At 38.3% G+C, this 14004-nt stretch carries 17 protein-coding genes; 10 read left to right on the top strand and 7 right to left on the bottom strand.

Annotated features, from left to right (window positions below; all coding sequences use genetic code 11):
* Positions 1-277: 277 nt before the first annotated feature.
* Complete coding sequence (gene brnQ / locus NQU59_RS13660; protein ID WP_257063806.1) at positions 278-1579, bottom strand: branched-chain amino acid transport system II carrier protein; 1302 nt, start codon at positions 1577-1579, stop codon at positions 278-280.
* Positions 1580-1936: 357 nt separating this feature from the next.
* Here brnQ and map point away from each other — a divergent pair, with 357 nt between their 5' ends.
* Complete coding sequence (gene map, locus NQU59_RS13655) at positions 1937-2731, top strand: type I methionyl aminopeptidase (protein WP_005241842.1); 795 nt, start codon at positions 1937-1939, stop codon at positions 2729-2731.
* 29 nt (positions 2732-2760) lie between these two features.
* Here the strand turns inward: map and NQU59_RS13650 are convergent, their stop codons facing one another.
* A complete protein-coding gene (locus tag NQU59_RS13650) occupies positions 2761-3681 on the bottom strand; it encodes a LysR family transcriptional regulator (RefSeq protein WP_005241840.1) in 921 nt (306 codons plus the stop codon).
* A gap of 55 nt (positions 3682-3736) precedes the next feature.
* The gene (locus NQU59_RS13645; protein WP_257063805.1) at positions 3737-4165 is read right to left on the bottom strand and encodes a guanosine-3',5'-bis(diphosphate) 3'-pyrophosphohydrolase; all 429 of its coding nucleotides are present in this window, start codon (positions 4163-4165) and stop codon (positions 3737-3739) included.
* A 78-nt stretch (positions 4166-4243) separates the two neighbouring features.
* On the opposite strand from NQU59_RS13645, the gene NQU59_RS13640 reads away from it, so the two are divergent.
* On the top strand, positions 4244-4567 hold the full coding sequence (locus NQU59_RS13640; protein WP_257063804.1) for a hypothetical protein: 324 nt from the start codon (positions 4244-4246) through the stop codon (positions 4565-4567).
* 51 nt (positions 4568-4618) lie between these two features.
* Here the strand turns inward: NQU59_RS13640 and grxD are convergent, their stop codons facing one another.
* Positions 4619-4960 (bottom strand): Grx4 family monothiol glutaredoxin, encoded by a 342-nt coding sequence (grxD, locus tag NQU59_RS13635; RefSeq protein ID WP_004639270.1) that lies wholly within the window; start codon positions 4958-4960, stop codon positions 4619-4621.
* A 163-nt stretch (positions 4961-5123) separates the two neighbouring features.
* Between grxD and NQU59_RS13630 the strand changes: the two genes are divergently transcribed.
* Complete coding sequence (locus tag NQU59_RS13630; protein WP_257063803.1) at positions 5124-6338, top strand: aspartate aminotransferase family protein; 1215 nt, start codon at positions 5124-5126, stop codon at positions 6336-6338.
* A gap of 62 nt (positions 6339-6400) precedes the next feature.
* On the opposite strand, the gene NQU59_RS13625 is transcribed toward NQU59_RS13630, so the two are convergent.
* From NQU59_RS13625 to NQU59_RS13615, 3 genes are all read right to left on the bottom strand, one after another.
* Positions 6401-6832, bottom strand: a complete 432-nt coding sequence (locus tag NQU59_RS13625) for a CBS domain-containing protein (protein ID WP_004772457.1) — start codon at positions 6830-6832, stop codon at positions 6401-6403.
* Positions 6833-6970: 138 nt separating this feature from the next.
* Positions 6971-7348, bottom strand: coding sequence for a DUF2750 domain-containing protein (locus NQU59_RS13620; protein WP_257063802.1), 378 nt, complete (start codon positions 7346-7348; stop codon positions 6971-6973).
* A 420-nt stretch (positions 7349-7768) separates the two neighbouring features.
* Positions 7769-8002 carry a hypothetical protein gene (locus NQU59_RS13615; RefSeq protein ID WP_004653777.1) on the bottom strand — a complete coding sequence of 78 codons (234 nt, stop codon included), beginning with the start codon at positions 8000-8002 and terminating at the stop codon, positions 7769-7771.
* A 226-nt stretch (positions 8003-8228) separates the two neighbouring features.
* On the opposite strand from NQU59_RS13615, the gene NQU59_RS13610 reads away from it, so the two are divergent.
* The 7 genes from NQU59_RS13610 to NQU59_RS13580 all read left to right on the top strand — a co-directional run bounded on the left by NQU59_RS13610 (position 8229) and on the right by NQU59_RS13580 (position 13561).
* On the top strand, positions 8229-8588 hold the full coding sequence (locus NQU59_RS13610; RefSeq protein WP_005241830.1) for a hypothetical protein: 360 nt from the start codon (positions 8229-8231) through the stop codon (positions 8586-8588).
* 110 nt (positions 8589-8698) lie between these two features.
* Complete coding sequence (locus NQU59_RS13605; protein WP_257063801.1) at positions 8699-9028, top strand: hypothetical protein; 330 nt, start codon at positions 8699-8701, stop codon at positions 9026-9028.
* 118 nt (positions 9029-9146) lie between these two features.
* A complete protein-coding gene (gene ftsY / locus NQU59_RS13600; protein ID WP_005241826.1) occupies positions 9147-10253 on the top strand; it encodes a signal recognition particle-docking protein FtsY in 1107 nt (368 codons plus the stop codon).
* Positions 10254-10430: 177 nt separating this feature from the next.
* On the top strand, positions 10431-11027 hold the full coding sequence (locus NQU59_RS13595; protein WP_005241824.1) for a nitroreductase family protein: 597 nt from the start codon (positions 10431-10433) through the stop codon (positions 11025-11027).
* A 291-nt stretch (positions 11028-11318) separates the two neighbouring features.
* Positions 11319-11777 carry a hypothetical protein gene (locus tag NQU59_RS13590; RefSeq protein ID WP_005241822.1) on the top strand — a complete coding sequence of 153 codons (459 nt, stop codon included), beginning with the start codon at positions 11319-11321 and terminating at the stop codon, positions 11775-11777.
* A gap of 229 nt (positions 11778-12006) precedes the next feature.
* Complete coding sequence (locus NQU59_RS13585) at positions 12007-12591, top strand: lysozyme (protein WP_257063800.1); 585 nt, start codon at positions 12007-12009, stop codon at positions 12589-12591.
* A gap of 304 nt (positions 12592-12895) precedes the next feature.
* Positions 12896-13561 carry a YccT family protein gene (locus NQU59_RS13580; RefSeq protein WP_257063799.1) on the top strand — a complete coding sequence of 222 codons (666 nt, stop codon included), beginning with the start codon at positions 12896-12898 and terminating at the stop codon, positions 13559-13561.
* Positions 13562-14004: the final 443 nt, after the last annotated feature.

Here is a 14004-nt window from a genome sequence, read left to right as displayed (position 1 = left end):
AATGTATTGATTTATATAGATTTAAAGTATTTTTATAGTGATTTATACTATTTTTAGTTAAATAATGGCTATTATTTTTACATTTTGAAAAACGATTGAATAAGTTTATTGAATAGGAATGGTTGGTTTCCAATGCCTGATTTGACTGGGACGGAGTGATTTTGTTGTTTGAAAAGAAAGATTTGTCGTAAACAAAAAATGAACATTGGATAAAAGAACATTTTTCGTATAGCTAAAATCATGTTTGGGTAAAACATCATTTTAACGACAAATCATTTTATTTCTTAGACGACGATACCCGATCAATCAAAATTGCAATCACAAGAACAATAATTGATGGAAGTAACCATGCAAGATTTTGTTCATTCAAAGGTAAATGCTGAATAAAAGTCGGTAATTGTTGAGTAAAGCCAGCTGCTTTAATCGCTTCAATAATACCGAATAGAAAGGCAATAGCCGTCACTGAACCAACAACAATCGATGGATTATTCCAGCGTTTCCAGAAAAAGCTCAGCATAATGACAACAATTGCAGGCGGATAAATGGCACTTAAAACCGGAACCGAAAACGCAATCAGCTTGGTTAAACCTAAATTGGAAATCAATAATGAAAAACCAGTCAGGATGAAAACCAGCAATTTATAAGATAAACCTGTTAACTCATTGAAATATTCAGCACATGCACAGGTTAAGCCAATTGCAGTGACCATACATGCAAGGAAGATTAGGCAAGTTAGGAAATATGAACCGTAATCACCAAAAGCATGCTGAACATAGGCATGTAGAATGATTGCACCATTGGCTGCGTTTGGAGCGACTTCATGACTGCCTAGGCCAAGTTTGAACAAACTAATATAGACTAGAGTTAGTCCTACACCAGCGATCAAACTCGCGATAATCGCATATTTGGTAATGAGTTTAGTATCTGTGACTCCACGAGATTGAATCGCTTGAATAATCACAATACCGAATACCAAAGCACCTAAAGTGTCCATGGTTAAATAACCACTCACAAAACCTTCAGATACTGGGCTGCTCACATAATTATTTACAGCAGGTGAAATCATGCCTGTTGGAATGGCAAATGCAGCGATACCTAAAATTGCAAGTGCAATAATTTTTAGTGGTGCCAGTACATGACCAACAGTATCGAGTAGTTTGTTTGGATACAGTGAAACTGCGGTCACAAAAGCAAAATAAATAATACTATAGATAAAGAGACTACTGCCAGATGTACCAAAATAAGGTGCGAAACCTATTTCATAAGAAACGGTTGCGGTACGTGGGGTTGCAAATAGTGGCCCTACAGATAAATAGCAAACAATAGTCAGGAGTAAGCTAAAAAAGCGTCCTAAAGGAGAGCTAATGATTTCGATCGAACCTTTCATGCGAGATAAGGCCATAATCGTAATCACAGGCAAACCAACTGCAGTGATTAAGAAACCGAAAGCAGCAAGCCAAACATGTTCGCCAGCCTGCTGAGCAACGATTGGAGGAAAGATAATATTGCCTGCGCCAATGAATAACGCAAAGGTCATAAAACCTAAAGCAATGATATCTCCTGTACGAAGTTGATTCATAACAAGGGAGGCATAAAATAAAAGTGCGAATTTTAAAACAAAAATACATTCTTTTGAAACTAATTTTATGTGAAAACTGTTTGTTTTTGACTAAAAAGAAATTATGAAAATCATATAATTAGCATTGGTAAAGCTAATGTATTGAAAAGTTTTTAAAACTTGGTAAATGTGCAGCATCTGTATTTTTTTCTTTGGTTCAGATCGAAATTCAAGATGAAATAAAAATGATCATTTAGTCTTAAAATGATTGAAGATTTGAAGGCGAAGGCGTACAAATATTGAAATACTTGATGCAGACCACATATATATTTTTCTGCGTGTGATTTTAATCTAATCCATAAATAAGGGATATCTCGAATGAGAGCTTCTACTGTGACCATTAAGACTGAACATGATCTGGAAAAGTTAAGAATTTCGGGTCGTTTAGCGGCACAAGTGTTGGAAATGATTGGCGCTTATATCAAGCCGGGCATTTCAACTGAATATTTAGATGATATCTGCAATGATTTTATTGTGAATACCTTGCAGGTTATTCCTGCCAATGTGGGATACCACGGTTTTACCAAAACCACATGTATTTCGGTCAATGAAGAAGTTTGCCATGCGATTCCTTCTGCGAAAAAGATCTTGCAAGAAGGGGATATTCTAAATATCGATGTTGCGGTTATTAAAGATGGTTATTTTGGTGATACCAGCCGCATGTATTTTGTGGGTGAACCGAGCCCAGAGGCGAAGAAACTGGTTGAAACGACGTATGATGCAATGTTAGCTGGAATACATGCAGTAAAACCAGGCGCGACATTGGGGGATATAGGCTATGCAATTCAATCAGTTGCACAAGCCCAAGGTTATAGCATTGTTCGTGAATACTGTGGGCATGGAATTGGCCGTATTTATCATGAGCAACCTAATATTTTACACTATGGGCAAAAAGGCCAAGGTATGGTCTTGAAAAAAGGCATGGTGTTTACGATTGAACCAATGGTAAATGCAGGAAAAAGATATGTAAAAGAGTTGAAGGATGGCTGGACTGTGGTGACACTAGATAAGTCATGGTCAGCCCAATGGGAGCATATGGTTGCAGTCACCGATGATGGTTTTGAATTATTGACCCCGTGGCCAAATGGTACAGGGTCTTATGCCGCAGTTTAAGCTTGTTTCATGATTTAAAACGCGATTTTTTAATCGCGCTTTTTTTTAGTTGAACATTGTGTGAGTTCTTCAACAAGATAGTCAATAAAAACACGTACCGCTGGTAACAAACCACGTCGTGATGGATAAACAGCATGGAAAATACCGTGAGGCGCAGTCCATTCTGGTAAAACGGTTACAAGTTGTCCTGACTTGACAAAATCTTGGGCAATACTGTCGGGTAATAAGGCAACACCACAATTCTGGGTCGCTAGTTCTGCCAGCATTAATAGATTTGAACCCATAATGACTGGATTTACTTTGATCTTTTTCTGTTGATGCTCTGGTCCTGTAAGCAGGAATTGTTGATCGAGATGATCTTCAGCCATACTGATAATGCGGTGTTCCGCTAATTGTTCTGGTGTACTAATATTACCAAATTCATTTAGATAGGCCTGACTTGCAAACAATCGCTGTTCAATCGCTTCGAATTGGCGTAGCACCAGATTTGGATCATCATCCAGCTTGGAGCGGACACGTAGAGCCAAATCAATCCCTTCATTGATCACATCGACCCGGCGATTGCTGATCATCATTTGTATACGAACTTCAGGATACTTTTTCATGAAGGCGGGTAGGATTTTAGCCATTTGATTCTGTGCAATATCTACAGGCACACTCACTTTGATTACGCCACGTGGCTGGCTACTGAGATGGTTCACCACATCATGTGCTGCTTGCGCTGCATTCATCATAACTTGTGCATGGCGATAGACATCCATACCAATGTCAGTCACAGCAAAATGACGTGAACTGCGTTGAATTAGACGCACACCGAGTTGTTCTTCAAGATTATAAACTCTGCGGCTGAGTTTAGATTTAGGGATGTCCGTCGCACGTTCTGCGGCACTGAAGCCACCGTGTTCTACAACAAGCGCAAAGCAATAAAAGTCATCTAAATCCGTTAGCATTACGCTATAAGCTCCAGCTTTTTGTGATCAAGTTAAATGAGTATCAATGAGATTATTAAACATTTTGGGCCAATAGGATATCTCGAACTTGTTTATATTCGTTTAAACGCTCAAAGTCTTTGCGCGTCGGCTCTGGAATTCGAGACAAGTCCATATTGTCTGTGATATCAGCTAATTTCACAACACGTGCAATCGGGTTTTGTACTGTTCTTTGTACAGCCTGTAGGCGAGATTCACCTTGCTTCTTAGTCAAGGCAACAATAGCTTCAACAATATGCGTTTGAAATCCTAAAGCATATAAATCTCCAGTGCTTGTATCGGTATCTTCCAAGATATCATGCAAAACAGCGACAATTTTGTGCTCAAGGTCGGGAACATTCAGCATCACCCTTAAGGGATGTAGAATATAAGGCGCATTGGCTTTATCGACTTGCCCCGCATGTTGTTGTGCTGCGAATGCAATGGCTTGTTCTAGGGTTGCCATCAGCTAAATCCTCCGATAGAAGATAGATTAGTGCATAATATTCTTTTAAACTGATTGAAATTTTTACGTTTTATCATTATGTCATATCAACTCATCACTATTGCCGATTCGACCCAAAACATTGTATGTCCTTATTGCCAACATGCCGTTTTAGACTGGAATCAGGAGCAATATATTCAACCGTGTGAGCATACTTTGTTTATGGCGATGGACTTGGGCTTTGAGTTTATTGCAGATCGCTTCGAAGAAGTTTTACCACAATCTGTCGATGAAATTCATGAAGATCCAAACATGAATATTTTTGCCAGTGTGACACAGGTGAATTATCCAGATTTACAGATTTATAAAGCAGATTTGGGCGTAGAAGGGATGTTTCGCTATGTCGGTTTTAGTCAGCACTAAAATGAATCCAATAAAAAAGCCAATCATTTGATTGGCTTTTTACTTTACAGCTTATGCTTCAGGAGCAGGACTGTACTGTTCAACTAATGGCTTTAACTCGCCATTTTGGAACATTTCAAGCATGATGTCGCTACCACCAATTAACTCGCCATTAATCCATAATTGTGGGAAAGTAGGCCAGTTGGCAATTTGTGGTAAAGTCGCACGAATATCTTGATTTTCCAAAATATTTACATAGGCAAATGGACGACCAATTTGGCTAAGTGCTTCTACTGCACGAGCAGAAAAACCACATTGCGGAAATTGTGGAGTGCCTTTCATGTAAAGTAAAACAGGGTGTTTCGCAATTTGATCACGAATTAACGCTACTGTATCACGCGCTTGTTCCGTCATAGATAGATCCTCTACTAATCTCCCTGCATTATACCTAAAAAAAGGCGTGGCGGAGGATTGCAAAAGATTTTTCTTATATAAATGTGACTTTACACTTTCAATCTATGCAAGTTTTTGCTTATATAACTTTTTTCCACACGACTACTGATAGATTGAGTTTGTTATGACTAATATCACTCTGGCTCCTGTACAACCTGATCAACCATCACACCTTATGGCAACTTATGGTCGCCAAGCGATCAGCTTTGTACGAGGGCGAGGGGCATATTTATATACGGCCGATGGAACGGAATATTTAGATGCACTTACTGGAATTGCGGTATGCGGGTTAGGACATGCACATCCGGTAATCGCGGAAGCAATTGCTGAGCAGGCTGCGACATTGGTGCATACCAGTAATCTCTTTGAGATTCCTTGGCAAACAGCAGCAGCACAAAAATTGGCTGAAGTTTCAGGTATGGAAGAAATTTTCTTCTCAAACAGTGGTGCAGAATCAAATGAAGGTGCAATTAAAATTGCACGTAAGTTTGGTGCACAACAAGGCATTGCCAACCCTAAAATTTTAGTGGCTGAACAGTCATTCCATGGCCGTACGTTGGCAACCTTGTCTGCAACAGGCAATAAAAAAGTTCAGGAAGGCTTTGCACCTTTGGTTGAAGGCTTTATTCGTGTGCCATTTGGTGATGTCGAAGCAATTCAAGAAGCCGCGATCAATCATCCTGAGATTGTTGCGATCTTGATTGAACCGATTCAGGGTGAAGGGGGCGTCAATACAGCGCCACAAGGTTTTAGTTATCTGGAAGAGCTACGTGGCCTATGTAACCAGCATAACTGGTTGATGATGCTGGATGAAATCCAGACTGGTAATGGGCGTACTGGTAAATACTTTGCATATCAACATACCAATATTATTCCTGATGTAATGACGACAGCCAAAGGCTTAGGCAATGGTTTCCCAATTGGCGCGGTGATGACTCAAGGTAAAGCTGTTGGTTTACTTGGTGCGGGTAGTCATGGTTCGACCTATGGCGGAACTGTTTTAGGTTCACGTGTGGTATATACCGTACTGGATACGCTTGAGAAAGAGAATGCAGTTGAAAATGCAGCAACCGTTGGGGCTTATATTGTTGATCAATTAAGAGCTCAATTGGCTGATTACAATGTGCAAGTACGTGGTTTTGGGATGATGATCGGGATTCAATTGCCAAAAGACTGTGCGGAACTGGTTGCGATTGCACGTGATGAGTATCAATTGATTGTCAATGTCACCGCAGGTTCAGTGGTTCGTTTATTACCACCATTGAATATGACTCAAGTACAAGCAGATGAATTGCTAAAACGCCTTGTGCCTGCCATTCAAAATTTTCTCAAAGCTTAACTAAATAACTGCTAATAAAAAAGGGCAATCTATTTGCCCTTTTTTTATATTCAGATAAATGTTTAACCAGAGATATATTGCTGAAGTTGTTCAATCAGAATACGTTGGTCATCCATCGCAGCTTTAACCAAATCACCAATGGAGATAAAACCGACAAGTTTTTCTTGATCGAGTACAGGTAAATGACGCAAATGGCGATCAGTCATGAGATTAAGGCATTCTTCTACCGTGTGGTTTAAACTCACCGAGATTACTTTTGACGTCATAATGTCAGCCACAGGCGTGTTGTTTGAAGAGCGCTCCATCAAGGCAATTTTACGTGTATAGTCACGTTCAGAGAAAATGCCGACGACTTTTTCGTCTTCAGCAACGACTAAAGCACCAACTCCTTTGTCTGCCATAATCTTAATTGCTTCAAGTACAGTCGCATTCGGTGAAATGGTGAAAATTGATTGTACTGCTTTATTCTTGATGACTTGAGCAACGATTGTCATTGTTTATCCACCTGTGTTGTATTGTCATTTTCATTTAACTTAACGGTATTTTTTTTAATTGCAAAGCCCTAATTTCTTTCCAATGATAACTTTTTCTCATGAATGTCTAAAAAGTCATCATTGAGATGACATAAATAACTAAATCGTCACCGCAGTTTGCTGTGGCATAAAGAAGAAATGCTGCATTTGCTGGGTTGAAAGTTTAAATTTTCGATGTGAAGAGTTAAATAAGGCTGGCTCGACCTGTAAACGTGTTAAGGTCGGAAGTAATGATTCATGAAAATCTTTAGGCGTGATTTTGCGTGGTGTGTAATGCTTCCAATGTGCTTTGGCATAGCGATGAGCTTGTACGCCGTTGAGCCAAAATGGAAATACGTGACCGTCTTGATCAGATTTAATCGCCCATCCTTGATGGTATAAACCCCAAAGCACGCCGCAATACATCATTGTTTTTAGAATTGAAATTTTAATCATCAACTCACGTGAGACAGGTTGGAAATGGTTAAAACGGTACATTTTATTGAACTAATATTCTTAAACTTATGGTTTATTATAAGAAATATAGATGGCAGTTATGTTTAAACAATTGATCTAAATCGTAAGCAAATATTGTGAGTCCATGCTCAGGGCGATTGAATAAAAATTTGATACAGCCCAAGACGAACTAAGCACGCAGTATTTATTGGGATAATACTTGTATGAATTTTTAAGTATTCAAAACGCCAGCTGAGCAAGGCAAAGCGACTAAGCTTTGATGCAGTGCAAGTCAAGCAATAGGGAGAATAGTGTTAATAGGGGGTATGTAGGTATTAAAAAACGCCACCTGAGCAAGACAAAGCGACTAAGCTTTGAGGCAGCGCAAGTTAGGCAATAGGGAAGAGGAGTGTTAATAGAGTTTATGTAGGTATTAAAAAACGCCACCTAAGTGACGTTTGATTATGCTTGCAAGGTTGCCATCTTCTGCCAATACTGTGCCTTCAAGGAATCTCTTTCAACTCGGAAGCCTTGGTAATACAATTCTGCTAAAAATAACGCCGCTTTACCGTGGCCTGCTTTAGCAACTTCCTCTAGCTCTTTTACTGCATCTTGGAAGTTTTTTTGCGATTGAATGGTGTTAACCGCGTTGGCATAAACATGTTCTAGTTCATGATGTGTAAATTGTTGAATCATATAATAACTCCTTATTTTAATTATGATTACCGCACATTCTATTCAAAGATACTCTACTTTGAATTTAAGCTACTTTAACTTTGAATTATTAAAGTAATATGACAAATTGCTGGAAATGTCAAATATATTAAGTATCTTTGCGTAAATAAAAGCTTACACGATTAAACATTAACCACAAATAATTTTAAGTAAAATCAAAGTGAGAATAATAGAAAAGGAGAATAACATGTCAAATGTCATTGATGGCGTAACTGTGGATGTTCCACCATTGGAGAGCCAAATTATTGCTTTAGCGCATCATCACCGTAAATTACTTGATGAAGCGATTTTTCATCAAGAAATTCACTTGGGTGATTATTGCTTGGCTCAGCGTAAACGTGTCTATGATTTTGCCAGCCATTTGAGTCCAGAACAAAAAGATAGGTTCTATATGATTTATGATGGAGAACTGAAAAATATTGCGGATGATGATGATTTGCATCCTGCCGATGCTGAAAGTGGTGTGGGTATGTTTGCTATTTTTATTACTCTGGTCATCATTGCTTTTATTCTGTATTTTTCCTTTGTACGCTCATTAATTAGTTAATTGCAGTAAAGTTATGTGCGTTCAATAAGTTGTGGAATTGTGACTTATTGAACGTTGTACTTGTTCTAAGTGAATCAGAGACATACACTACCTCTAATTCGAGGTAAGTTATGTTGTCTATACTTTCTAAGCATAAACTGATGCAATCCAGATTAGGATTCAAATTAGACCAATTCTATAATGTTTTGGTTAGTCTTATTATTTTGTCTATTTTTATACTCGCGTATAACGGCTTACTGCGCCCGATCAATACATTGCAATATCAAAAAATTCTTCAGTATGCACATCAAGCAAGTCATCCAAGAACGCAGCATTTGGCTCAAGAGGTACTTAGCCATGCTTCCATCCGCCGCCTTGACTACTTAAAGCTTTTAAATGCATATCAATTTGAATCGAAACGGATTAAGCAATACCCAGCAATGGCAAAAGAAGATGAATGAGTTTTAAACGACTCATTTCTATCAATAAATGAATGGGTTGTCCTGATCGGGAAAACCAAATGAATTTATGCTAGACTGACCATCTTTTTAAAAGCCGCTTTAATCTCAAGGAATCGACATGCAACAGCAATCGAATATGCAAAATAAATTCTTGATCAATGAGGACATCGGTGATGATGATGTCACATTGCCGAGTTTACCTGCAGTCGATGTTCCCATTATTGAGCCTGAAGTACAAAAGGTTGTAGAAACACCAACACCAGCTACTTCGACCGCTGCTGTTGAGGAAGAAGTCAAATCAACAGGCTTTTTTGGTCGTATGAAAGATGGTCTGACTAAAACCCGTCGTAGTTTTACGGATGGCATGGTCAACATTTTGATCGGTGGTAAAGAGATTGACGATGAACTGTTAGAAGAAGTTGAAGAGCAGTTACTGGTCGCAGATATTGGGGTTGATGCAACCAAAACAATTATTGCGAATTTGACTGAAAGAACAGCGCGTGGTGATTTGATTTATTCACATGCCTTGTATAAAGCACTGCAAGAAGAGTTGGTGGCCTTGCTTGCGCCACGCGTTAAGCCATTGCATATTGATCCGAATAAATCGCCTTATGTAATTTTAATGGTTGGTGTAAATGGTGTAGGTAAAACCACAACCATTGGTAAACTGGCGAAGCGTTTACAAGGTGAAGGTAAGAAAGTGATGTTGGCTGCGGGTGATACATTCCGTGCAGCAGCTACTGAGCAGTTACAAATTTGGGGTGAGCGTAATGATATCCCAGTTGTTGCTCAAGGCCATGGCGCCGATAGTGCTTCAGTTATTTTTGATGCATTTGAAAGTGCACGTGCTAAAGGGATTGATGTCTTGATTGCCGATACAGCAGGGCGTTTACAGAATAAAGCGAATTTGATGGAAGAGCTGAAAAAAGTAAAACGTGTAATGCAAAAGATTGATGCGACTGCACCACACGAAATTATGTTGATTGTTGATGCGGGTACAGGGCAGAACGCAATTAACCAAGTACAACTTTTTGATGAAGCCGTAGGTTTAACGGGTATTACCATTACCAAGCTTGATGGTACAGCAAAAGGTGGTGTGCTATTTAATATTGCAAGCCGTACACATGTACCAATTCGTTATATTGGTGTGGGTGAGAAGATTGATGATTTGCGTCCTTTCTCGGCAAAATCATTTGTTGCAGCATTATTTGAAACTGATAAGTAATTAAATTATGATAAAAAACTCCACCAGATGTGGAGTTTTTATTTTGAATAAAGAATAAGACTGTTTCAAAAATAAAACGATCTGTCATATTTTTTAGGCTGTTCCTAAAAAATACATCGTTATACACTACATTCAATCCAAGATAACGCCCTAAGGGCACAAGGTAGGAATAACAACATGAGCAATTTTTTAAATAGCATCAAATCACGCCGTACTATTTATGCCATTGGTAAAAACCTTACGGTTGACCAAGAAAAGGTTGAAGAAACGATTCGTGAGGCTGTTAAACATAGCCCATCATCATTTAATTCACAAACTTCACGTGTTGTAACTTTGTATGGGAACTCACACGTTAAATTTTGGGAAATCGTACGTGAAACTTTACGTAAAATGATACCAGCAGAAGCGTTTGCGAATACAAGTGCAAAAATTGATAGTTTTGCAGCAGGTTTTGGTACTGCATTATTTTATGAAGATCAAGATGTTGTAAAAGGTCTGCAAGAGCAATTTGCATTGTATGCAGATAACTTCCCGGTTTGGTCTGAACACTCAAGTGCGATTGCTCAGTTCGCGACTTGGACGGCTTTATCTGAAATCGGTGTGGGTGCATCTTTACAGCACTACAACCCAATTATCGATGAAGAAGTTGCTGAAACTTTTGAGATTCCTGCAAACTGGAAATTACGTGCTCAGCTTGTATTTGGTTCTATCGAAGCAGCAGCAGGCGAAAAAACCTATATGGATGATACGGCTCGCTTTAAAACTTTTAACTAAGTTTAAACGAGTATCAAGAAAGGGCACTTTTAGTGCTCTTTTTTTATTGCAATAAAATGATTCCCCGAAGCTTTATAAGCTCCAGAATAAATAGTCTGCTTTCATGCTATAGAAGAATAAACAGAATAAAATGAGGTGCTAGAATAGAGTCGGTCTTCATCGCTGGAAAGTATAGGTTATGATTAAGTGAAATTATCATAAGATTTTGTTTTGTAACATTAAATTTGAATTTTTGTGCATAAATTATAAAATATACACTTGTCTTTGTTTGTTTTGTATTGAGTGTATATTGTGAAAAAAATATTAATTCTCCTGATAAGTAGCTTAGTTTGTGGTTCTGCATATAGTGCCGATGATTTGTTTAAGAAGCCTCAATCTTTTTTAATTCTGAAAAAAGAAGAGCCTCAATATGAGAAGAGTGGCGATCGTTTTGATTTCTTTGAGTCATTCAAACAACAAGAACAAGACCGTATCAATCAACGCCATTACAACTTAGAAAAACAACATGAAATTCAAGCCAATACTTCGAATATGAGTCCTCATGACAAATCCCAATACCTTTTGGAACATCGACATTTTGATGCTTTGAATGCGTATGGTCAGGAGCAGCAGTTTAACTTAATGCAAAAAGCACGAAATAAAGGTGTAATTTCAGAACAGGACTATCAACAAAAAATTCTGCAGCAACCTTCGTTTCCTTCAGAGCAGAGAAGCAATCAACTTAGACTATCAATCCCGATTGGGGAGTGAGCAGATTGGATATTGTTTTGCAGATGAATATTTGAAAAATATACCCACCCATTCGGTGGGTTTTTTATGATGACACAATTTAGATTAACTGTTTGGTTGGCGTGTTATTAAATAGATATTCGTCCAATCAGACTATGCCTGATTCATCGACAAGAAGTTAAGACAGCCTTGAATATCATCCAACACATTAAAAGGCAAAAGTGATATAAGGGAGAAGCGGGAGTGATAGATGAAAGCAATATTAGATTTCTTGAAAACGTTAACGGGCAATCAATCAATGCGGAAGAAGGCCAGTACAACGAATCCATCTTTTGATGTGGCAACTGCTTATGATGTTGTTGAGAGTATTGGTGTAGCTACTGATTCGGAAAAATTGACCAGTAGTGTCGGTATAAATCTGATTACAAGCTTTGAAGATTTAAAACTAAATGCTTATGACGATGGTGTAGGCATCTGGACAATTGGTTTTGGTACGACAATTTACCCAAATGGTCTTAGAGTGAAACGGGGAGATCGTTGCACAGTGGAGCAGGCCAAGTCCTTTTTTCAACAAGACTTGAGGCGCTTCGAGGCAACAGTCAATCAAGCTGTTAACGTCGTAATTAATCAAAATCAATTCGATGCCTTGATATCACTGACATATAATATTGGTCAAAGCGCATTTAAGCGCTCTACACTGCTTAAAAAGCTCAATGCAGAGGACTATGACGGAGCAGCCGATCAGTTCCTTGTCTGGAACCGTGGCGGAGGTAAAATGTTAAGAGGTTTGGTTCGGCGCCGTGAAACAGAGCGGGCACTATTTTTAAAAAAGTAGCTTGAGTGTAGAAACCTGCATTTTCTTTTTTATGATATCAGCATAAGAAAAGTCGTTTAAGGTTTAGATTCGAGCGGTTGTGGCCTGTGGTGTTTCATAGTAAATTACCAAAAGAAATTGACGATAAAAGGATTTATAACATAAAGGTTTTATCATTGTAGAGAATTGCCAAAACACCAGTTCTACATCAATCAATTGTAAAATATTGTTTTTGTTATAATTAAAAATATTGTCATAAAATGGTCACAATCGCGTTGCATAGTGCATACGATTTCATAAAAATGTTTATATCGAGAAGAGTCTAATGTCTTTAAGAGTTGGTGTTGCTGCTGTCGGTTTATTATTAAGTAGTTCAGTTTTTTCAGCAGTTACAATCACTGCACCTGAAGAAATCGTGATTCTTGCTGTAAATGGTCAAGAAGTAAATAATGGTTTGATTCCTTCAAAGAAGAGTACCTATCAGGTTGATCCAGGTGATTTAACCGTTAATGTGCGCTATCGTGAATACTTTGAGCACTTGAGTGGTGAACATGACATCCTTAAATCTGGTGTGGTAACCCTGCAAGCTTCCAACTTAAAAGATAACCAGTCGTATAGTTTAGGGCTTGTAAATGCGCCAAAAAGCTTTGAAGCTGCAAAAAAATATGCAGATCAACCGACGGTTGCTTTATATGATCAAAATAAAAAGCTTGTTGTTCAACAAACAGGTGCAAACAATGAAGCACAACCGTGGTTCTCTGGGAATAATTTGTTAAGTCGTACCTTAGACCTGACACAAAAGAACAAAAACAATACTATAAATCAACCAGCACCTGTTTATGCAGCACACGCTGCCGTACCTGTAGCAGTAACTACCACTGCTACAGGAGCAGGAAAAACCACTGATCAACAGCTAGCTGAATTATGGCAAAAAGCGTCTAAAGCTGAACGTCAAAAGTTTATGGCTTGGCTCGCAGGTCAAACGAACTAATTTATAATATGATAAAAAAGCTGATGTCATCATCGGCTTTTTTATTGTTTGGTGGTGAGTACAAGCCTAGTATGTTCGATCTTTGTACTGTTAGTAAAACGTATAAACACCAAAGCGGTGAAGTAGATTCGAACAAAAATGTTAGTTGGAAACCAAAGCTCTTGGCTTGGGAATAAATAAGCAAGTGCTGAGGTCAGGGGAATCAGAAATAAAATCGTGGTAATTGCCGATAAAAGTTGTGGTAGGGCTTTTGCTCACCAATGATAAAATGTATGAAATATAGGCAAAAATACAGAGTAGTAGCTATAGATAACTACATTATGATGACTTTGTAATTGCAATGGTATGACATGATAGCATCAATCAATCGAGATAATGATTAATGCTGTTATCTTAACTATTAAACGATGAAAGCAAATATCTTGCCCACGGACTTAACTTCT

The organism is Acinetobacter colistiniresistens, assembly GCF_024582815.1.
GTDB lineage: Bacteria > Pseudomonadota > Gammaproteobacteria > Pseudomonadales > Moraxellaceae > Acinetobacter.
Note: the sequence above shows the minus strand (reverse complement) of the source record. Positions and strands in the feature narration are given on the sequence as shown.